The sequence below is a fragment of the Marivibrio sp. genome, from assembly GCF_040218065.1.
In the GTDB taxonomy this organism is placed as follows: domain Bacteria; phylum Pseudomonadota; class Alphaproteobacteria; order UBA8366; family Aestuariispiraceae; genus Marivibrio.
Genome location: NZ_JAVJQE010000013.1, coordinates 57601 through 78636, shown reverse-complemented (window position 1 = coordinate 78636; position 21036 = coordinate 57601). Strand labels below are relative to the sequence as shown.

The following is a 21036-nucleotide window of genomic DNA, read 5'->3' as shown; positions in this document are numbered from 1 at the left end:
GTCTGTCGATGAAAGTGGTGATCTGCGGCGCCGGCCAGGTCGGCTTCCACATCGCGCGCTATCTGGCGGGCGAGAACAACGACGTCACCGTCGTCGATCAATCGCCAGAACTGATCGGCAAGATCAACGACCAGTTGGACGTGCAGGCCTTCGTCGGCCACGCCTCGCATCCGGACGTTCTGGAGCGCGCCGGAGCCGGCGACGCCGATATGCTGATCGCGGTCACCTTCACCGACGAGGTGAACATGATCGCCTGTCAGGTGGCGCACTCGCTGTTCAATGTGCCGACTAAAATCGCGCGGATTCGTCAGCAGAACTACCTGGAGCCGATGTGGTCGAACCTGTTCGCGCGCGATCAATTGCCGATCGACGTGATCATCTCGCCCGAGATTGAGGTCGCGCGCGCCATCGCGCGCCGGATTCGGGTGCCCGGCGCCTTCGACATGATCCCGATGGCCGAAGATCGCGTTCGGGTGATCGGCGTGCGGTGCACCGATGAGTGTCCGGTGATCCACACGCCGTTGCGTCAACTGACCTCGTTGTTCCCTGACCTAAACATCACGGTGATCGCAATCATCCGGGACGAGGTGATGCAGGTGCCGTCGGCCGACGACCAGATGTTGCCGGGCGACGAGGTCTATTTCGTCGCCGAGACCGGGCACGTCGCCCGTGCGATGGCGGTCTTCGGCCATGAGGAGAAGGAGACGCGCCGCCTGATCATCGTCGGCGGCGGCAATATCGGCACGACGCTGGCCGAAGACATCGCCAACGCGGAGGACGGCTACACGGCCAAGATCATCGAGCTCGACAAGAGCCGCGCGCGCAAAGTGGCGGAAACCCTGCCGACGACCACGATCATTCAAGGCGATGCGCTGGATCATGAGATCTTGGAAGAGGCGGGGGTTCGGACCGCCGACGCGATCGTCGCGGTCACCGACCACGATGAGAGCAACGTGCTCTGCTCGCTGCTCTCCAAGCGCTACGGGGTGGAGCGCGCCGTCACCTTGATCAACAAGACCAATTACGGCCCGCTGATCACCGCGCTCGGAGTCGACGTGGTGGTCAGCCCGCGCGAGATCACCGCCTCGACCATTTTGCAGCATGTGCGGCGCGGGCGGATTCGCTCGGTCCATTCGTTGCGCGACGGCTATGCGGAGATCATCGAGGCCGAAGCGCTCGAGACCTCGACCCTCGTCGGGCAGCCGCTAAAAGAGGCGCGTTTGCCCAACGGCGTCATCGTCGGCGCGGTCGTGCGCGGCGATCAAGTGATCATCCCCCGACCCGACACCGCCGTGGAGGCGAAGGACCGCGTGATCCTCATGGCGGCCGCCAAGGCGGTTAAGAAGGTGGAGAAGATGTTCGCCGTGCGGCTGGAGTATTTTTGACCCCGCCGCGGCCTCGGTCTAAATCTGTCGGCGAGATCGAAGTCAGTTCCGCCCCGAGGAGAGGGAGTTCCATGCGCTACGCCTACGTCAACGGCCGCTATCTGCCCCACAAGGACGCCGCCGTGCATATCGAGGATCGCGGCTATCAATTCGCCGACGGCGTCTATGAGGTGGTCACGGTCAAGGACGGGAAGCTGGTGGACAAGCAGGCGCATATGGACCGCCTGGACCGCTCGCTGAAAGAGCTGGAGATCGCCTGGCCCGTCGCGCGTCCCGTGATGGAGATGATCATGGGCGAGATGATCCGGCGCAACGGGCTGCGCGACGGCCTGGTCTACATGCAGGTGACCCGCGGCGTCGCGCCGCGCAACCACGCCTTCCCGACGGGCGCCGTGCGCCCGGCGCTGGTGATGACGACGAAGAAGATGAATTTCGCGAAGATGACGAAATTCACTGACGGGGTCTCCGTCATCACCGCGCCGGACATGCGCTGGACGCGCCGCGACATCAAGACCATCAGCCTGCTGCCCAATTGCCTGAACAAGCAGAAGGCGACGGAGGCCGGCTGTTACGAGGCCTGGCAGGTCGACCCGAAGGACGGGACGATCACCGAAGGCACCGCGTCCAACGCCTGGATCATCAATGACAAGGGCGAGTTGATGACCCGGCCGGCGACCCACCGGATCTTGAACGGCGTCACGCGACTTACGATCCTGAAGATCGCCGAACAGGAAGGCGTTCCGTTCGTCGAGCGCGCGTTTTCCGTCGAGGAGGCGAAACGGGCGAAGGAGGCGTTCGTCTCCTCGGCGACCAGCTTCGTGACGCCGGTGGTCGAGATCGACGGCCAACCGATCGGGGACGGCAAGGTCGGACCTGTGTGCAAGAAACTGCTGGCCGGCTACAACGAATACGCCGCCGGCCTGCGCACTGAGGGCGCGGTCTGGTCCGACGACATTCCGGCCGACGAGGCGGAGGCCGACCGGGCGGCGTAGGCGCGCGCCGCCCCAGGACGAGGAGCGATCGCACCGATATGGGCCTGATGGATTGGCTCTTCGTCTGGCTTAACGGGCCGAAGCCGGCGGCGCGGCGCAAACGGGCTAAGTCGTCCGAGGCCGCCGTCGGGGCCGAGCGCCGCCGCGTCGCCCGATTCGCGGGCCTCGGCGCCCGCGTCATCATCGATCGGATCGAATACGACGTCGTCGATTGGACCGAGAACAGCTTCCGCATCGCAGGTTATGACGGGGGGCTGATCGAACGCCAGATCGTCCATTTCCGGTTTCTGCTGGTTTATCGGCAGGAAACCTGGGAATGGCCCGGCGTGGGTCGTGTGGTCCGCGTCGATCCCGACGCGCGGGAGCTGGCGGTGCTGTTCCGCGCGCCGCAGGAGCCGTTCCGCACTCGCTTGCGCCATGTCGTCGAGGCCCTGAAAGCGGGTGAAGCGATGAAAGACGGGAAAGGCGAGGGGCGATGAGCGACGCCGAGGCGTTTCGACCCTTGGTTCCGCCGGTCGAGAATCCGCCCGCGCCCGCGATCCTGCTATTTGATTGGGACAACACGCTGGTCGACACGTGGCCGGTCATCCATGCGAGTTTGGCCGACGTCTTCATCCATATGGGTCGGAAGCCGTGGTCGCTGTCCGAGGTGCGGACGCGGGTCCGGCACAGTCTGCGCGACAGCTTTCCCATCCTGTTCGCAGACCGATGGGAGGAGGCGCGCGACGTCTTCTACGCCGCTTTCGAGCGCCGTCATCTCGAGGCCCTAACCCCGGCGGTCGGTGCGGCCGACCTGCTCGCCGCTGCGCGTGACGCGGGCCTCACGCTCGGCGTCGTCAGCAACAAGACCGGCGGCTATCTGCGCACGGAGGCCGCGCATCTGGGCTGGGACGGTTATTTCAAGGCGCTTGTGGGGGCGGGCGACGCCGCACGCGACAAGCCCGATCTCGCCGCCGTGCGGCACGCCCTCGACGCCATGGGGGTTGGGGCCGATCACGATCCTGCACGGATTTGGTTTGTCGGCGATTCCAACGTCGACATGGAGATCGCGCACGCGGCCGGCTGCCTGGCCGTGCTGATCCGGCCCGACCACGGCCCGGCGGGCGAATTCGACGCCCATCCGCCGGCGCTGCATTTGCCCGACTGCGCAGCGCTGCAGCATCTTGTAACGGCGCTGTAAAGGGTTATCTGGTATGGCGAGACGCGCGGTCTCGGTCCGCTTGCGCAGTTGCGCGCCGCGCGCCTGATCCTTTAGAAGGGGAAGGCCTGTCAATCGAAGCGGACAGCGGAAAGAACAGGACCCGGCCGGCGCGAACCGGCGGGCGATAGGTCGAAGAAGAGATGCGCGAGCCGTTTCCAGCGCAGACGAGCCGGGGCGAAGAGAACCCCACACAGCAACCCCAAAGACTATAAAAAGGGGGGCGAAAGCATGTCGTCGGATAAGAACCAGAACCTTCAAGACACCTTTCTGAACCACCTGCGCAAGCAGAAGATGCCGGTCACGGTCTTCCTCGTGAACGGGGTCAAGCTGCAAGGGATCATCACGTGGTTCGATAATTTCTGCGTGCTGCTGCGGCGCGACGCGCACAGCCAGCTCGTCTACAAGCACGCGATCTCGACCGTAATGCCGTCCGCGCCGATTCAGCTGTTCGACGGAAACGGCGGCAAGGACGAGGACGGCGAAAGCTGAGGGCCGATTGAGCGGACCGAACGATTCCGGCCAACCCGGATTTTCCAACCAGCGTCGTTATCGCGCGGAAGGCCAGGGCTGGGACGAGGCCGCGCCGCGGCGGGCGGCGGTCGTCCACCCGGAACTTCGCAGCCGCGACGGCGCGTCCGCGCGCGACCCGGCGCGTCGGCTTGAAGAGGCCGTCGGGCTCGCCGGCGCGATCAATCTGGACGTCCTGCACCAGGAGGCGGTGACGCTCTCCAAGCCGGCGCCTGCGACGCTGCTGGGCGGCGGCGTGGTGGAGCGGCTGCATGACGTCGTCGCGGCCCAGACGCTCGATCTCGTCATCATCGACCACACGCTGACCCCGGTTCAGCAGCGCAATCTGGAGCGCGCGCTGGAAGCCAAGGTGATCGACCGCACCGGCCTCATCCTGGAGATCTTCGGGGCGCGGGCGCGCACCCATGAGGGGCGCCTGCAGGTCGAGTTGGCGGCGCTGACCTATCAGCGCTCGCGCCTGGTTCGCAGTTGGACCCACTTGGAGCGTCAACGCGGCGGCCTCGGCTTCATCGGCGGTCCAGGCGAAAGCCAGCTCGAGATCGACCGCCGCCTGATCGACGAGCGCATCGCCAAGCTGAAACGCGAGCTGGAGCAGGTGCGCCGAACGCGGGGCCTGCACCGCAAGGCGCGCGAGAAGGTTCCCTATCCGGTGGTCGCGCTTGTCGGCTACACGAACGCCGGCAAGTCCACCTTGTTCAACCGGCTGACGGGGTCCGACGTGTTCGCAAAGGATCTGCTGTTCGCCACGCTCGACCCGACCATGCGGCGGGTCGAGCTGCCGTCCGGCCGCGAGGTGATCCTGTCGGACACGGTGGGCTTCATCACCGATCTGCCGACCGATCTCGTCGCGGCCTTTCGCGCGACGCTGGAGGAGGTGACCGGCGCCGACGTCATCGTCCATGTGCGCGACGCCGCCGCCGCCGAAAGCGCCTTTGAGAAGCAGGATGTCGAGGCGGTGCTGGAAAGTCTCAACATCGATCCGGACGTGCCTGTGGTCGAGGCGCTGAACAAGATCGACGCGCTCGACGCCGACGAACGCGCCGCGGCGGCGTCGGAAGCCGCCCGGTTGGACCGCGCGGCCTGCCTTTCCGCATTGACCGGGGAAGGGGTCGACCGGCTGCTGAGCGTCGTCGACGAGGCGCTGTCGCGCCGACGTGCGATCAAACGCTATGACGTCTCGCTCGCGGACGGTCGGGCGCTTTCCTGGCTTTACGAGCACGCTCAGGTCGTCGAGCGCGACGACGAGGGCGCGGTGGCGCACCTTGCCGTGGCCATTGATCCGGAAGACGCCGCGCGCTTCGAGCGACGCTATCGACGGGCGGCGGAATAACGCCTGATCGCCGTTTTTCTCCCCCAAACGGACCGAATTGGCCCGAAATCCGGCTCTGTCGGGTTGACAGCGCATAGCCGCCCCCTTAGCTAGTCAGCACTCACCGCGGGGGAGTGCTAACAGCGTTCATGCGCTGGTGGGGACATCTGGCGAATCAGCAGGCTTCAAGAGACGAGCTGAAAAGGGGAAACACCATGAAATTCCGGCCTCTGCACGACCGCATCCTGGTCGAGCGCGTTGAGAGCGACACGAAGACCGCCAGCGGCATCATCATTCCCGACACCGCTCAGGAGAAGCCCATGCAGGGCAAGGTCCTGGCTGTCGGCAAGGGCGTCACGCTGGAGGACGGCTCCGTGCGCGCGCTCGATGTTAAGCAGGGCGATACGGTCCTGTTCGGCAAATGGTCCGGCACCGAAGTCAAGATGGACGGCAAAGAGCTGCTCATCATGAAGGAAAGCGACGTCATGGGCGTGGTCGAGGGCTGAGGCTCTCCCGCGCTTTTTCTTTGACGGCGCCTATCCGCACGCAATTTCGAGATTCAGAGGGAGAAGAGACATGGCTGCGAAGGACGTGAAGTTTTCGCAGAACGCCCGCGACAAGATGTTGAAGGGCGTCGACATCCTGGCCGATGCGGTCAAGGTCACGCTGGGTCCCAAGGGCCGCAACGTCGTGATCGACAAGAGCTTCGGCGCGCCGCGCATCACCAAGGACGGCGTCACCGTCGCCAAGGAGATCGAGCTTTCCGACAAGTTCGAGAACATGGGCGCGCAGATGCTGCGCGAGGTCGCCTCCAAGACGAACGACCTGGCCGGCGACGGCACCACGACGGCGACCGTGCTGGCCCAGGCCATCGTCCGTGAGGGCGCCAAGGCCGTGGCCGCCGGCATGAACCCCATGGACCTGAAACGCGGCATCGACACCGCGGTCGAGGTCGTCGTGGCCGATCTCGCCAAGCGCGCCAAGAAGCTGAAGACCTCCGACGAGGTCGCCCAGGTCGGCACGATCTCGGCCAACGGCGACAAGGAAGTCGGCCGCATGATCGCCGACGCGATGGAGAAGGTCGGCAACGAGGGCGTCATCACGGTCGAGGAGGCCAAGGGCCTTGAGACCGAGCTGGACGTCGTCGAGGGCATGCAGTTCGACCGCGGCTACCTGTCGCCGTACTTCGTGACCGACAGCGAGAAGATGACCTGCGAGATGGAGAACGCCGCCATTCTGCTGTTCGACAAGAAGCTGTCGAACCTGCAGGCGCTGCTGCCGGTGCTCGAGCAGGTGGTTCAGTCGAACCGCCCGCTGCTCATCATCGCCGAGGACGTCGAGGGCGAGGCGCTGGCCACGCTGGTGGTCAATAAGCTGCGCGGCGGCCTGAAGGTCGCGGCGGTGAAGGCCCCCGGCTTCGGCGATCGCCGCAAGGCCATGCTGGAGGACATCGCGGTCCTGACCGGCGGCACCGTGGTCTCCGAGGAGACCGGCATCAAGCTCGAGAACGTCGACATGTCGATGCTCGGCAAGGCGAAGAACGTCACCATCACCAAGGATGAGACGACCATCGTCGACGGCGCCGGCAAGAAGAAGGAGATCGAGGCGCGCTGCAATCAGATCCGTCAGCAGGTCGAGAACACGACCAGCGACTACGATCGTGAGAAGCTGCAAGAGCGCCTGGCGAAGCTCGCGGGCGGCGTCGCGGTGATCCGCGTCGGCGGCGCGACCGAGGTCGAGGTGAAGGAGAAGAAGGACCGCGTCGACGACGCCATGCACGCCACGCGCGCGGCTGTCGAGGAGGGCGTGGTCGCCGGCGGCGGCGCGTCGCTGCTCTACTCCGTGCGCGCGCTCAAGAAGACCGAGGGCGTCAACCACGACCAAGACGTCGGCATCGACATCGTTCGCCGCGCGCTGACGGCCCCGACCCGTCAGATCGCCAACAATGCGGGCGAAGACGGCGCCGTCATCGTCGGCAAGATGATGGAGTCGAAGGACGTCGCCTGGGGCTTCGACGCGCAGACCGGTCAGTACGTGGACCTGGTCAAGAGCGGCATCATCGACCCGGCCAAGGTCGTGCGCTGCGCGCTGCAGGACGCCAGCTCGGTCGCCGGCCTGCTCATCACCACCGAGGCCATGATCGCCGACAAGCCCGAGGAAAAGGGTGCCGGCGGCGGCGGCGCCCCGGACATGGGCGGCATGGGCGGCATGGGCATGGGGATGTAATCTCCCCCTGCAGCCTGCTATACCGGCGGGGCCGGGTCTCGAAAGAGGCCCGGCCCCGTTGCTTTTCGGCCGGGTCTTCCCATGAACCACGGAGTGTCGCCGTCGATGCGGGCCGCCCTTTATCGCGCCTTTCAGGAACCCCTCACGATCGAGAGCGTCGACGACCCCGATTGCCCGTCTGACGGCGTGGTGCTGGAGGTGAAGGCGAACGGCGTCTGCCGCAGCGACTGGCACGGCTGGATGGGCCACGATCCCGACATCCGCCTGCCGCACGTGCCCGGCCACGAGCTGACCGGCGTGGTCGCCGCAGTGGGTCGCGACTGCGAGGGGTGGGCCGCGGGCGACCGGGCGGCCGCGCCCTTCATCCTGGGCTGCGGACGCTGCCCCAGTTGCGCGGCCGGCCAGCCTCAGGTGTGCGACGATCAGGCCCAGCCCGGCTTCACCTACTGGGGCGGATTCGCCGAATATGTCGCGATCCCGCGCGCTCGGCTCAATCTGGTGCGGTTGCCCGAGAGCCTCGGTTTCGTCGAGGCCGCCAGCCTCGGCTGCCGCTTCACCACCGCCTTCCGCGCCGCGGTCGAACAGGGTCGCCTGCGGGCGGGCGAATGGCTGGCCGTGCACGGCTGCGGCGGGGTCGGTCTCTCGGCCGTGATGATCGCAAAGGCCGCGGGCGCGCAGGTCGCAGCCGTCGACGTCGATCCGCAGGCGCTCGCCGCCGCGCAAACGCTGGGCGCCGGCGTCCTGATCAACGCCCGATCGGTCGACGACGTGCCGGCCGCGGTGCGCGAGGCGACGGGCGGCGGCGCGCACGTCTCGCTCGACGCGCTCGGCCATCGCGAGACCTGCCGGAACTCGATCCTGTGTCTGCGCACCCAGGGCCGGCACGTGCAGGTCGGGCTGCTGGCCGGCGGGCACAAGGACCCGCCGCTGCCGATGGGCCGCGTCATCGCGCGCGAGCTGGAGCTGATCGGCAGCCACGGCATGGCGGCGCACCGTTTCCCGCAGCTGTTCGAGATGATCGCCGCCGGCGCGCTCGACCCCGCTCGACTGGTCACGCAGCGCCTCAGCCTGGAGGACGGCGCGGCGCTTCTGATGCGCATGGGCGAGCCCGGCGGCGCGCCGCACGGCGTCGCCGTGATCGACCGATTCTGACGGGTCCGGCCGCAATGTCCCAGCCTCAGATGGAAGACGTGGGGGCGCTGATGCGCGCCGTGGCGGCCGAGGTCATCTGGCCGCGCTTCCGCGCCCTCAAGGATCACGAGGTGATGGAGAAGGGGGCCGGCGACGTGGTCACCGCCGCCGACATCGAATCCGAAGCGCGGCTCACCGAGGCGCTGCGTCGGATGGCGCCCGGCTCCGTCGTCGTCGGCGAGGAGGCGCATCACGAGGATCCCGCCATCCTGGCGCGCTTCGACGCCGACGCGCCGGTCTGGGTTATCGACCCGCTGGACGGAACGCGCAATTTCTCCCGCGGGCGGGAGACCTTCTGCATGCTGGTCGCTTATGTGGTGGGTCACGAGGCGCGTCGCGGCTGGCTCTACGATCCGGCGACCGACCGGCTGGCGATGGCGGAACTCGGCGCGGGCGCGACGATGGACGGCCGTCCGCTCAAAAGCGCCGCAGCGCCGGCGGAGGCGGCGATGATCGGCCAGATCAACCTGAACTGGTTCCCGGCCGATCGGCGCGGGCGCATCGAACGCGACGCCACGCGGCGGTTCGGGACCTTCGATCGACTTTATTGCGCCGGGCACGACTTCCTGGGCCAAGCGCTGGATCAACGCCATTTCTCCTTCTACCGGCGGCTTTGGCCGTGGGATCACGCCGCCGGCGTGCTGATCCGCCGCGAGGCGGGCGGCGTCGTCGACCGGCTTGACGGCGCGCCCTATCGGGCGGGCGAGCGCGTCGAAGGCCTGCTGTCCGCCCCGGACCGGGACAGCTGGGCGCGGCTGGCGGAGTTCCTGCGCGCCGGGTGACGGCCGCGCCCCTTGCATTCCGGCCCGCAGCCGGCTTGACTCGCGCCAGCCTATTTCACGCGGACAGGGAGACGGAACGCAATGGCGAAAGCGGCCTTCATCGGATTGGGCGTCATGGGCTATCCCATGGCCGGCTATCTCAAGACCAAGGGCGGGCACGACGTCACCGTCTACAACCGGACGACCGCGAAGGCGGAGAAGTGGGCCGGGGAGTACGGCGGCTCCCACGCCCCGACCCCGCGCGAAGCGGCGGACGGCGCGGATTTCGTCTTCGCCTGCGTCGGCAATGACGACGATCTGCGCAGCGTCACGATCGGCGAGGACGGCGCCTTCCACGGCATGAAGGAGGGAGCGGTCTTCGTCGACCACACGACCGCGTCGGCCGATGTCGCCCGCGAGCTCTACGCAGCCGCCGAAGAGCGCGGCCTCGGGTTCGTCGACGCCCCGGTCTCCGGCGGTCAGGCCGGGGCCGAGAACGGCGCGCTGACGGTCATGTGCGGCGGCGACGAGGCCGTCTTCGCCAAGGCGGAGCCGTTGATCGGCTGTTTCGCCAAGTCTTGCCTGCTGATGGGCGAGGCGGGCGCCGGCCAGATCACCAAAATGGTCAATCAGATCTGCATCGCCGGTCTGCTGCAGGGCCTGGCCGAGGGGTTGAGCTTCGGTCAGAAGGCCGGGCTCGACATGGACAAGGTGATCGACGTGATCTCCAAGGGCGCGGCCGGCTCCTGGCAGATGGAAAACCGCGGCAAGACGATGGTCCGCGGGGAGTTCGATTTCGGCTTCGCCGTCGACTGGATGAAGAAGGACATGGGCATCTGCCTGCAGGAGGCGCGCAACAACGGCGCGCGCGTGCCCGTCACCGCGCTCGTCGATCAGTTCTACACCCAGATCCAGGCGCGCGGCGGCAATCGCTGGGACACGTCCAGCCTGATCCACCTGCTGCAGAACGACTGAGGCGCCCGGGCCATGACAGCCTCCCCCGCCGACGCGGACGGATCCATAAGGCCGCCCCCGGCGGAGGAGGCGGTGCGCGAGCTCGGCGCCTGGCTGGTCGATCAGACGATCCACGGCGCGGCGATCGACCGGCTTCTGGAAGGCTTCTGCGAACGGCTGAACGCCCTGGGCGTGCCGCTTCTGCGCGGGCATTTATCGTTCGGCTGGCTGCATCCGATGGTCGGCTCCATCTCGATCACCTGGTCGCGGGACGCCGGCCTGACCCGCGACCGCCACCCGCGCGGCGAGGTGACGGAGGAGTGGCTGGCGAGCCCGCCGAAGGCGTTGATGGATTCCGGCGGCGACTTCGCGCGCTATCGGCTGGAGGAGGGCGAGGGCGTCGAGCGCTTCGAGCATCTGGCCGACTTGGAGGCGCAAGGCGCCAGCGACTACGTCCTCACGCTGACAGCCTTCCGCGACCGCAAGGCGGCGCTGGAGACGCGAGACGGGTTGATCGCCAGCTGGTCCTGCGACGCCCCCGGCGGCTTCACCGATGCCGAGATCGCGGTGCTTAAACGCTTGATGCCCCGCTTGGCGCTTGGCGTGAAGGCGGCGGTGCGCGAGGAGGCGGCGCGCAACGTCCTCTCCGCCTATCTCGGGGCGTCGGCCGGGCAGCGGGTTCTCGACGGCAAGATCAGGCTCGGCGATGGGGACGAGATCTCGGCCGTCCTGTGGTTCTCCGACATGCGGGGCTCCACCGCCCTCGCCGACGCCATGGCGCCGAGTGATTTCCTGGCGCTGCTCAATCGTTATTTCGACTGCACGGCCGGCGCGGTGCTGGATCATGGCGGCGAGGTGCTGCGTTTCGTCGGCGACGCCGTGCTGGCGATCTTCCCGACCGACGGCCCCGGCGGCGGGGAGCGCGCGGGGCGCCTCGCCATGGCGGCGGCCGAGGAGGCGTTCGCGCGCGCGCGGCGCCTCAACGAGGCCCGGGAGCCGGACGCGCCCGAAATCGCCTTCGGCCTGGCGCTGCATGTCGGCGACGTGCTCTACGGCAACATCGGCGTGCCGGAGCGGGTCGAATTCTCGGTCATCGGCGCCGCCGCCAACGAGGTGGCGCGCCTCGAACAGCTGACCAAGGAAGAAGGGCGGCCCGTCATCGCCTCGGACGCCTTCCACGCGTTGGCCCCGCCGCGCGAAGGCTGGGAGAATTTGGGACCCCGCCACTTCCGCGGCGTGCGCCGCCCGCAGACGGTGTGGGGCCGGGGGGCGTAACCCCTTTCTCTCACCTCTCCTTTGGGAGAGGGAGAAGCTTCTTTGCTCGGACGGCGGCGCGCGAAAGCGAAAACGCGTCTTAGCTCTCGCCGGATGGCGACTTCTCCACCCCCTTCACCGCATCCCAGCGCGCGTCCATCTCCTCGAGCGTGCAGTCCGGCATTGCGCGACCTTCTTCCGCGAAGCTTTTCTCCATCGCCTGGAAGCGCTTGGTGAATTTCTCGTTGGTGCGGCGGAGCGCCGCTTCCGGATCGACGCCCAGCAGGCGCGCGAGGTTGGCGACGGTGAAGAGGACGTCGCCCAGCTCGTCCTCCAGCCGATCATGCGGCGCGCCGGACCGGATTTCGGCGCGCAGCTCGTCCAGCTCCTCCTCGACGTCGGCGAAGACGGTTTCGGCGTCCGGCCAGGTGAAGCCGACGCGCGCCGCGCGTTTGGAGAGCTTCTCCGAGCGCTGCAGGGCGGGCAGGGCGAGCGCGACTCCCGACAGCGCGCTGTCATCCTCGCCCTTCGCCGCGCGCTCCGCCGCCTTGGTCTCCTCCCAGCTGCGCTTCACCGCTTCGGGCGTGTCGGCGCCGTCGGTCGTCTCAGGGGCGAAGACGTGCGGGTGGCGGCGTATCATCTTCTCGGCGACGGCCCGGGCCACGGCGTCGAAGTCGAACTGGCCGTCCTCTTCCGCCATGCGGGAATGGAAGACCACCTGCAGCAGCAGGTCGCCGAGCTCGTCCTTCAGATCGGGCAGGTTCCCGCGCTGGATCGCGTCAGCGACCTCGTAGGCCTCCTCGATCGTGTAGGGGGCGATGCTGGCGTAGTCCTGCTTCAGATCCCATGGACAACCGTCGTCCGGATCGCGCAGCGCCGCCATCACCGCGCGCAGGCGCGTGACGCCGTCGAGTTCGGCGGCGGGAGGCTGTTTCGGCATGGGGCCAGGTCCTTCAGAGATACCAATCGTATTCGCGCGGGCTGGGCGCGGACATGAAATCCGCGAACTCCGCCGATTTCACCGCGTGATAGGCCTTAAGGTAATCCGCGCCGATGAGCGACGGCAGGATCTCCGCCCGCTCCAGCGCCTCCAGCGCACGCCATAGGGTGAGCGGCAGACTCTCGTCCATCGCGGCCCCGGCGTTCCCCGTCGCGGGCTCGCTGGGCGACAGCTCCCGCTCGATCCCGTGGCGGACGCCTGCGATCACCGCCGCCATGACGAGATAGGGATTCGCCTCCGCCCCGGCCACGCGATGCTCGATCCGCCGCGCCGGGCCGCGGCCCGACGGGATGCGAAAGGCGACGGAGCGGTTGTCGTAGCCCCAATCCTTGGTGACCGGCGTGAACTGGTCCGGCTCGAACCGCCGATAGGCGTTCAGATTGGGGGCGAAGAGCGCGACGGCCTCGCCCATCGTCGCCTGCAGACCGGCGACGGCCCGGCGCAGGACGGTCTCGTCCGGATCGCGCGTCTCGTCGAAGACGTTGGCGCCGCTCTCGTCCTCAAGGCTCAGGTGGACATGCAGCCCGCTGCCGCTTTGATCGGGATAAGGCTTCGACATGAATGTCGCGTCGTAACCCTCAGATCGGGCGACGCTTTTTACGATTCGTCGAAGCAAGCAGGCGTGATCGGCGGCGAGCACGGCGTCGCTTACATGGCGCAGGTTCAACTCGAACTGTCCCGGCGCGTACTCGGCCGAGGCGGCGGTCGCGGGGACGCCCTGCGCGGCGCAGGCCTCCTCGATCGCGGCCAGAACGGAATCAAACTCCTCCAGCTTGCCCATGCCGTAGACCTGGTTCGCCGTATGCGGCTTGCCGGTGACAGGGGACAGCGGCGGTTGCGGCGACCCGTCTTCGGTGCGTCGCGGATCGATCAGGAAGAATTCAAGCTCCACCGCGGCGACGGGCTTCAGCGACAGGTCCGTCTCGAAGCGCTGCACCAGACGGCTCAGGATCTCCCGCGGCTCGAACCAGACGGGCGTCCGCGCGACTTCGGGGCGGACCAGGCGCAGCATGACTTGGCCGGTCGGCCGCCGCGCCCACGGGACCGGCTTCAGCGTTCCCGGAATGGCGATCGCATCGGCGTCGGGATCGCCGTCGGAAAAACCGTGGCCCAACGGATCGGCGCTGTTCCCCGTCACGTCCAGCAGGCAGGCGGCGGCGCACATCTGCAGTCCGTCGCTGTAGAGCGCGGCCAGATCCTCCACCGGATAGCGCTTGCCCATTGCAACGCCGCACAAATCGAAGATGAAGGCTTCGATCGTCTTGGTGTCGGGGTGAGCGGCGAGGAAGGCGCGGATTTCCTCATCGGGCGAAGGGGGCGGGGCGGATGCTTCCGGCATGGGTCGGGAACCTCGCTTGGGCGGTCTGCGTCCCGCAGAGGGTCGCCCGAAGCCGGGCGGCGCGTCAACTAACCCGCGCGGCGCCCCGCGAGCCAGCGGCGCAACAGATCAAGGTTGCGCCGGTTCGCCTTGAAGCCGAAATCGAACAGATCGCCGACCAGCGGAATAGCGCCGACGAGCCAATCCAGCAGCAGGTTCCAGGCGAACGACGCTTGCAGTCTCAGCGGCGCCTTATGCTTGCGCGCGATCAGGATCATATAGGCCGTCATCGCCGCCGTCGCGGTGTCGCCGACGCCGGGCAACAATCCGAAGATGGGGTCCAACCCGAAACGGAATCCGGTTCCGGGAATTACGAAGGCGTCATCGAGCCATCGGGTCAGCCGCTCCAGGCGCTGCAGATCGGCGCCCAACTCGGAGTCGGGCGCGTCCTGCATACGGTACGGCCCTTCGCCGCGCGGCGCGTCTGGGCCGGTCTCGGAGCGATGATCGTGCGTCATGCACGGCTAAATGGCGACGCCGCCCCCGCTTGCCAAGCGCGTCGTGTCGCTTGCCAATGATGCCTTAGCCTGCGTACGCTTTTTCCTCGGCGTTCGCCGTCTTCGCCGAGGAGACGGCCGGCGTCGCGCGCCTTAAGAAGGAGCCGTAGGCGTTGGCCCCCGGTCCCGATGCGCCGATTGCGGGACGCCGCCCGACCCCGGTCGGTCTAGCGGCGCTTCTGCTGTGCGCGGCCGCAGGCGCGGCGGCAAATTGGGTCGCGCCGGAGATTTTCTACGGGCTTGAGCTTCTGATCGGGCCGATCTTCGCGGTATTGGCGGCCGTTATCGGCGGGCCGATCGCCGGCGCGCTCGTCGGCGCGGCGGCGGCCGCGACGGCGGAAGAGGGCAGGGCCAGCTTCCTGGTCTTCGCCCTTTTCGTGTTGGAGCCTGCCGCTGTGGGCTACGCCGCCAGGCGCTGGCGGGCCAACCCGGTCCTTTCGGACGTGGTCTTCTGGCTCGCGTTCGGCGCGCCCGCGTTGGTCGCGGCCTATTGGCTGCATTTCGCGCTGGATTGGTGGAGCATCCTGTTGATCGCGGCCAAGACCGCGCTGAACGGGGCGCTCGCAGCCTTGGCGGCGAGCCTGCTTTTGCAGGCGCGCGCGCTCATCCCTGCGCTGTCGCGGCTCGGCGGCCCCAGCGCGCCGCCGTCGTTGCGCGACGTGGTCTTCACTGCGGTTTTGGGCGCCGCCCTTATCGCCGGCGCGACCCCGATCGCCGAAATGACGCGGCTGGAGCAGGCGCAGGCCGAACGGGCGACGGCGCGGCAATTGTCGCTGGAGACGGCCGCGCTGGTCGCGGCCTTGCGCGCCGCCGACGAGGTCCAGGACCCGGCCGAGCGGGCGCGCGCGGCGCTTGCGAGCGCGCCGGGTGGCGTCGGCGCCGCCGCGGCGGTGATTTCCGTACGCGGCGATATCCTGGCGCAGCGCGGATCGTTGATTTCGTTGGAGAATGTCGGCGCAGCCGCCCCCGAAAGCCTGGCCCGCAACGGCCTGACCGTGCTTTTCGCCGCGCCCCCGGAGGCCCCTGGGCTGGTGCGTTGGCGCAGCGCGCGCGGGCAACAGTCGCGCTTGGTCGGCGGCGTGCCCGACATCGCGCTTGTGGTGGTGGAGCGGCCGCTCGCCCCGATGGTCGCCCGGGTCCAGGCGGCCCAGGAGCCGGTGCTGTTCCTGACCTTGGACTTGTTCGTCGCCGCCTTGGTTTTGGCGTTGTTGGCGAGCCTGTGGCTCGCGCGGCCGATCCGGCGTCTGCGACTGGCGGCGGCGGAAGCGGGACCGCGCATCGCGGCGGGCGAGGGGGTCTCGCTGCCCAAGGAGGGGGTGCGCGAGGTCGCGGAACTCGCCCAATCGCTGGAGGACAGCGCCAACGCCTTGAGCCGGGCCGTCCAAGCCTTGGAGCAGGCCCGGGCGGAGGCCGCCGACGCCAAGAGCGAGGCGATGCATGCGAGCCGCGCCAAGACGACGTTTCTCAGCAGCGTCAGTCACGAATTGCGCACGCCGCTCAACGCCATCCTCGGCTTTTCGGAAATGCTGCAGCAGGCGCCGGACGGGCCGCTCGGTTCTCCGCGCTACGAAGAGTATGTCGCAATCATTCGACGCTCTGGCGAACATCTGCTGCGGGTCGTGAACGACATGCTGGACGTGGCCGCAATCGAACGCGGCACGCTGTCGCTGGCGCGTGCGCCCGTGCGGCTGGACCGAGTGCTCGGCGATGTCGCGCGGGACAAGGCCGCGGCGGCGGCGGAGCGCCGGTTGACCGTCGAGACCAACATCGACCCTGAAACGCCCGTGATCACCGGCGATCCGGAGCGGCTGCGTCAGATCGCGGAGAACCTTTTGGCCGACGCGTTGGCGTCCGCAGGGGAAGGCGGCCGGGTCGAAGCGGAGATCGGACCGAGCCGCCGCGGCGCGCCGGGCGGCGTGCGGCTGGCGATTTCGACCGAAAGCGGACGGGGTCGGGGCGACGGATTCCCGGCGACGGCCTTTGCCGGCGTCGCGGTTCTAGCGGGCGAAGCCGCGTATGACGAGCACGGGTTCGGCGTCGGCGTGAGCGTCGCCCGCGCGCTTGTGACGTTGCACGGCGGCACGTTGCGGATCGAGAGCGCGCCGGCGCTTGGCGCACGCATCATCGTCGATTTTCCCGCACAGCCGCCGAGCGATCCGTCGCTGGAGGGGATGGCCGCCGAGTGAGCCGGAGGGACGGCCTAACGGTAACGTAATGCCGATAATGTATATTATGGAAAATAATGACGATGTCTGGTCAGCAGGCGCCGCGAGACGGTTAGCCCGCTGACCTCACGACTTAGCCATCTCTCTCGGGTCATGCATGCCCTCTTTGACGCCGAACGCGATGAGCAGCGCATTGACGGGATAGGCTGCGGCAAGCCCAAGCGTAAGCGACACCGCAAGGGCCGACCAGAAGAGCGGCTCAGCCATTCCGGCGTCGCCCGCGAGCCACAAGTCGACGGAAATCGCCACCGCCTCCATCACGGCGATGCTCGCCGTCTCGCTCCAGAATGCGTCGATCAGCGCTTGGGGCAGCCCGACGCCCTCTTGCATCAACGGTCCCACGGTCAGCGCCATGCCGAAAAGATAGGCGAACGAAAAGGTCACGGCGGCCGCCCAGCCCGCCCCCAACGCAAGAACGCCCACCGCAAGGATGAGCCCGACGATCTCGCCCGCCCCGCAGCCTGAATAGCAATGCGCCACCGAGCGTCCGGCGCGCCGCCATAGACTGTCTCGGGCGATCTGCTTGCGCCCGGTCGCCCAATAGAGACCGACGCCGATCGGCCCGGAGTAAAGCGCGGTCAGCGCCCAAACGGCGCGCATTAGGCTCGGAATCTCCGGATTTCGGCGGCGCATGTCGTCCATGACGACCGCAGCGCTGATCACGGCCGACACCGCCCAAACTGAGAGAATCCAGACACTTGAAAGGATTCGTTGCGCGTCGCTAAGAAGCGTATCCATCATGGACCCCGATTTGGGAAGCCGTTTTGCATCGCGCAACCGGCGCGCTTGCGCATATTGTGGCGACCTATCGAGCCGATGGAGAGCGAGCGCGACCATGTCCGAAACCATGATCGGCCGCCTGCGCCTCGCGTCCGGTCTGACCCTCTTCGCCTTCGTGCTGTGTCATTTTCTGAACCACGCGGTCGGGCTGATCTCGCTCGACGCGATGCAGGCGGCGAACCCGATCTTTCTGGGCGCCTGGTTCAATCCAGCCGGAAACGCCCTGCTGATCGCGGCCTTCACGGTGCATTTCGCCATCGGCCTGCGCGCGATCTACCGCAAGCGCAGCCTGACGCTGGCGCACTGGGAGTGGGCCCAGATCGCCGCCGGCCTCGCGATCCCGCCCTTGCTCTTCGCGCACGTTCTGGCGACGCGCGGCGGCTATAGCGTCGGCGCGCTGCAACCGACCTATCCGATGACCGTCGCGGCGCTTTGGGTCGCCGCTCCCTTTGAAGGACTCAAACAGGGCGTCGCGTTGCTGGTCGTGTGGGCCCACGCCATGATCGGCCTCGGCTTCTGGCTGCGCCTGAAGTCCTGGTGGCCCCGTTGGCGGCGCGGCTTGATCGGGGCGGCTTTGGTGATCCCGACCCTGGCGCTCGCCGGCTACGTATCCGCGGGGGCGGAGTTGCTGACGGAGTTGGAGCGCGACCATACGCTGGACGAAGTCCAGGCCGCCGCCCGCTTCGACGCCGCTGCGTTCGAGGCGCTCATGGCCTGGCAACCGATCGGCTACGCCGTGATCGCGGCCCTCCTCGCCCTGCCCTTCGCCGCGCGCGGCCTCCGGGCGGCAAGGGATTCGCTTGCGCCGCGCCCCAGCCTCCGCTTGGCGGACGGTCGGCGGATTCGACTGCCGGTCGCCGGGGCCAGCGTGCTGGACGGGCTGCGTGCGGCGCGCATTCCCCACGCCGCCGTATGCGGCGGGCGCGGACGCTGTACGACCTGCCGGGTGCGGGTGCTCGACGGGCGCGACGCCCTGCCCCCGCCGCAGGATGTCGAGGCGGCCGCGCTTCATCGGATCGCGGCCCCAGAGGGCGTCCGCCTCGCCTGCCAGCTGCGCCCCGCCGCCGATCTGGCGATCACCCCGCTGTTGCCCGCGACCGCGAACGCCGAGGACGGGCGTCGTCCCGGCGGTCTGGCCGGCGAGGAACGGCGCATCACCGCCCTGTTCGTGGATCTGCGACGCTCGACGAAACTGGGCGAGGAGCGCCTGCCCTACGACGTTCTGTTCATCCTGAATCAGTTTTTCGCCGAAATGGCCGACGCCGTCGCCGTCACCGGGGGTCATTACGCCCAATTCAACGGCGACGGGCTGTTGGCGCTCTACGGGCTCGATCAGCCGCCCGCCTCGGACGCCGGCGCGGCGGCGGCGCTGGCCGGCGCGCGTGAAATGCTGCGGCGTCTCGACCGGTTGAATGCGGGCCTGGCGAGCGAACTGCCCTTTCCGCTCGAGGTGGGGATCGGTTTACACAGCGGAGAGGCGATCGTGGGCGCCATGGGGCCGCCGCAGGCCCAAATGACGACCGCCATCGGCGACACCATCAATATCGCCGCCCGGCTGGAGGGGCTGACCAAGGAGTACGCCGCGCCGACGATCCTGTCGCTGGACACCGCGCGTCTCGCCGGGCTTGCGCTGGAAGGCCTCCAGCGCGACGCCGTGGCGTTGCGCGGTCGGGACGAGCCGCTCGCGTTCGTCATCCTGCCCCGCGCGGCGGCGGTCGACGCGCCTAGAGGCTGACGCGCATTCCGTCGAAGGCGGGCTCGATTCCGTCGGGGAGATCGGCCTTGAGGGTTTGATAATCGAGATCGAGGTGCATGTTGGTCAGCACCGCGCGGCGCGGACCGAGGCGCGCGATCCAGTCCAGCGCGTCCTGCAGGCAGAAATGGCTCGGATGCGGCGTCGGTCGCAACGCGTCGATGACCAGGAGATCCAAGCCCTCGAGACGGGCCGCCGTCTCGTCCGGCAGCCCGTTGGCGTCGGGGATATACCCGGCGCTGCGTCCGTCGGGTCCTTCGATGCGGTATCCGGCGGTTCCCGGCATTTCGCCATGCTCAACCGTCAGCGCCTCGAGGGTCAACGCCCCGACCGTCCTCGGACCGTCCAGCGCTTCGATCGACAAAATCGGGGGATAGCCCATCGTGCTCTCGAAGCAGTAGTCGAAGCGCTCCGTAAGGCTCTGCACCGTGGCCGGCAAGCCGAAGACCGGCAGCCGCTCGCGTTGTTTCAGCACGAAGGCCCGAAGATCGTCGATCCCGTGGGCTTGGTCGGCGTGGGTGTGTGTGAAAAAGACGGCGTCGATCCGCGCCGGCGGGCCGACTTCGAGCATCTGATCGCGAAAGTCGGGCGCCGTGTCGATCAGAACGGTCGTCCCCTCCGCCTGCGCGAGCAACGAACAGCGCCGACGTCGGTTCTTGGGCTCTGACGGGTCGCAGGCGCCCCAGTCGCCCGTCGCCCGCGGCACCCCGCCGGACGAGCCGCAGCCGAGGATGGTGAGGAGCGCGCCTTGGCTCATGGCGCCTTCGCGAAAAGCGCGCGGAAATTCTGCGTCGTGATCGCCGCGATTTCGGCTTCGCTGACGCCCTTCAACTCGGCCAGCGCGGCGGCCGTATGGACCACGTAGCACGGCTCGTTCTGCTTGCCGCGCTTCGGCACGGGCGCAAGATAGGGCGCGTCGGTTTCGACCAAGAGACGCTCCAACGGCAGGTCCCGCACCGCGTCGCGCAGAGCCTCGGCCTTCTTGAAGGTCAAAATGCCGGAGATCGAAATGTAGAGGCCGAGCTTCACCGCCTCCTCCCCCAGCCACTTGGAGGAACTGAAACAATGGATCACCCCGGGGAACGGGCCGCCCGCCTCGCGTTCTTCGCGCAGGATCGCGATCGTATCCTCATCGGCGTCGCGGGTGTGGACGATCAAGGGCAGTCCGGTCTCGCGCGCCGCGCGGATGTGCGCGCGGAAGCTTTTCTGCTGCGCCGCGCGCGGGCTGTGCTCGTAGAAATAGTCGAGGCCCGTCTCGCCGATCCCGACGACCTTAGGATGCGCGGCCCAGGCGATCAGTTGATCCGCGTCGGTCTCGGGTTCGGCGCCCGCCTCGTGCGGGTGGATCCCGACCGAGCAGGTCACCGGCTCGAACCGTTCGGCGATCGCGCGCACGCGCTCGAACTCGGTCACTTTGGTGCAAATTGTCACCAATCGCTCGACGCCCGCGCGCTGGGCGCTGGCCACGACTTCGCCGAGATCGCGCCCGTCGCGCTCCAGGTAGTCGAGGTGGCAATGGCTGTCGATCAGCATGAGGCGCCTCGGGCCGGCGGAGTGAGCGGTGTCGGGAGCGAGTGACTTAAGGCGTTCCGAGCGGCTTGT

The 21036-nt window shown here is 68.0% G+C and carries 20 protein-coding genes; 14 read left to right on the top strand and 6 right to left on the bottom strand.

Annotation, left to right across the window (positions count from 1 at the left end):
* Positions 1-8: 8 nt before the first annotated feature.
* From trkA to RIB45_RS12310, 12 genes are all read left to right on the top strand, one after another.
* Positions 9-1385 carry a Trk system potassium transporter TrkA gene (gene trkA / locus RIB45_RS12365; protein ID WP_350050602.1) on the top strand — a complete coding sequence of 459 codons (1377 nt, stop codon included), beginning with the start codon at positions 9-11 and terminating at the stop codon, positions 1383-1385.
* Between the two features lie 71 nt (positions 1386-1456).
* Positions 1457-2377 (top strand): D-amino-acid transaminase, encoded by a 921-nt coding sequence (dat, locus tag RIB45_RS12360; RefSeq protein ID WP_350050600.1) that lies wholly within the window; start codon positions 1457-1459, stop codon positions 2375-2377.
* Between the two features lie 38 nt (positions 2378-2415).
* Complete coding sequence (locus RIB45_RS12355; protein WP_350050599.1) at positions 2416-2856, top strand: hypothetical protein; 441 nt, start codon at positions 2416-2418, stop codon at positions 2854-2856.
* Complete coding sequence (locus RIB45_RS12350; protein WP_350050597.1) at positions 2853-3557, top strand: HAD family hydrolase; 705 nt, start codon at positions 2853-2855, stop codon at positions 3555-3557. Before RIB45_RS12355 ends, RIB45_RS12350 begins: the two co-directional genes overlap by 4 nt.
* 249 nt (positions 3558-3806) lie before the next feature.
* Positions 3807-4067, top strand: coding sequence for an RNA chaperone Hfq (gene hfq, locus RIB45_RS12345; protein WP_350050596.1), 261 nt, complete (start codon positions 3807-3809; stop codon positions 4065-4067).
* A 7-nt stretch (positions 4068-4074) separates the two neighbouring features.
* A complete protein-coding gene (gene hflX, locus RIB45_RS12340; RefSeq protein ID WP_350050595.1) occupies positions 4075-5436 on the top strand; it encodes a GTPase HflX in 1362 nt (453 codons plus the stop codon).
* 194 nt (positions 5437-5630) lie between these two features.
* Positions 5631-5921, top strand: coding sequence for a co-chaperone GroES (gene groES / locus RIB45_RS12335; protein WP_350050594.1), 291 nt, complete (start codon positions 5631-5633; stop codon positions 5919-5921).
* 70 nt (positions 5922-5991) lie between these two features.
* Positions 5992-7641: a chaperonin GroEL gene (groL, locus tag RIB45_RS12330; RefSeq protein WP_350050593.1), complete on the top strand. Its 1650-nt coding sequence runs from the start codon at positions 5992-5994 to the stop codon at positions 7639-7641.
* A gap of 105 nt (positions 7642-7746) precedes the next feature.
* Positions 7747-8793, top strand: a complete 1047-nt coding sequence (locus RIB45_RS12325) for a zinc-dependent alcohol dehydrogenase family protein (RefSeq protein ID WP_350050592.1) — start codon at positions 7747-7749, stop codon at positions 8791-8793.
* A gap of 14 nt (positions 8794-8807) precedes the next feature.
* Positions 8808-9614, top strand: a complete 807-nt coding sequence (locus RIB45_RS12320) for an inositol monophosphatase family protein (RefSeq protein WP_350050591.1) — start codon at positions 8808-8810, stop codon at positions 9612-9614.
* An 81-nt stretch (positions 9615-9695) separates the two neighbouring features.
* Positions 9696-10568 carry an NAD(P)-dependent oxidoreductase gene (locus RIB45_RS12315; protein WP_350050590.1) on the top strand — a complete coding sequence of 291 codons (873 nt, stop codon included), beginning with the start codon at positions 9696-9698 and terminating at the stop codon, positions 10566-10568.
* A gap of 12 nt (positions 10569-10580) precedes the next feature.
* A complete protein-coding gene (locus tag RIB45_RS12310; protein ID WP_350050589.1) occupies positions 10581-11822 on the top strand; it encodes an adenylate/guanylate cyclase domain-containing protein in 1242 nt (413 codons plus the stop codon).
* A 79-nt stretch (positions 11823-11901) separates the two neighbouring features.
* On the opposite strand, the gene mazG is transcribed toward RIB45_RS12310, so the two are convergent.
* From mazG to RIB45_RS12295, 3 genes are all read right to left on the bottom strand, one after another.
* The gene (mazG, locus tag RIB45_RS12305; protein ID WP_350050588.1) at positions 11902-12741 is read right to left on the bottom strand and encodes a nucleoside triphosphate pyrophosphohydrolase; all 840 of its coding nucleotides are present in this window, start codon (positions 12739-12741) and stop codon (positions 11902-11904) included.
* 13 nt (positions 12742-12754) lie between these two features.
* A complete protein-coding gene (locus tag RIB45_RS12300; protein ID WP_350050587.1) occupies positions 12755-14140 on the bottom strand; it encodes a glutamine synthetase family protein in 1386 nt (461 codons plus the stop codon).
* Positions 14141-14208: 68 nt separating this feature from the next.
* A complete protein-coding gene (locus RIB45_RS12295; RefSeq protein ID WP_350050585.1) occupies positions 14209-14574 on the bottom strand; it encodes a DUF4112 domain-containing protein in 366 nt (121 codons plus the stop codon).
* A 215-nt stretch (positions 14575-14789) separates the two neighbouring features.
* Here RIB45_RS12295 and RIB45_RS12290 point away from each other — a divergent pair, with 215 nt between their 5' ends.
* Entirely contained in the window at positions 14790-16862 is a 2073-nt protein-coding gene (locus RIB45_RS12290; RefSeq protein WP_350050584.1) for a sensor histidine kinase, read from the top strand.
* A gap of 105 nt (positions 16863-16967) precedes the next feature.
* Here RIB45_RS12290 and RIB45_RS12285 read toward each other — a convergent pair whose 3' ends face one another.
* Positions 16968-17564, bottom strand: coding sequence for a DUF4396 domain-containing protein (locus RIB45_RS12285; RefSeq protein WP_350050583.1), 597 nt, complete (start codon positions 17562-17564; stop codon positions 16968-16970).
* 172 nt (positions 17565-17736) lie between these two features.
* On the opposite strand from RIB45_RS12285, the gene RIB45_RS12280 reads away from it, so the two are divergent.
* Positions 17737-19416 (top strand): adenylate/guanylate cyclase domain-containing protein, encoded by a 1680-nt coding sequence (locus RIB45_RS12280; RefSeq protein WP_350050582.1) that lies wholly within the window; start codon positions 17737-17739, stop codon positions 19414-19416.
* On the opposite strand, the gene RIB45_RS12275 is transcribed toward RIB45_RS12280, so the two are convergent.
* Together RIB45_RS12275 and RIB45_RS12270 are read right to left on the bottom strand one after the other, a co-directional pair.
* A complete protein-coding gene (locus RIB45_RS12275; RefSeq protein ID WP_350050581.1) occupies positions 19406-20191 on the bottom strand; it encodes an MBL fold metallo-hydrolase in 786 nt (261 codons plus the stop codon). The genes RIB45_RS12280 and RIB45_RS12275 overlap by 11 nt on opposite strands.
* Positions 20188-20967 (bottom strand): TatD family hydrolase, encoded by a 780-nt coding sequence (locus RIB45_RS12270; protein ID WP_350050580.1) that lies wholly within the window; start codon positions 20965-20967, stop codon positions 20188-20190. The genes RIB45_RS12275 and RIB45_RS12270 overlap by 4 nt, the downstream gene beginning before the upstream one ends.
* Positions 20968-21036: the final 69 nt, after the last annotated feature.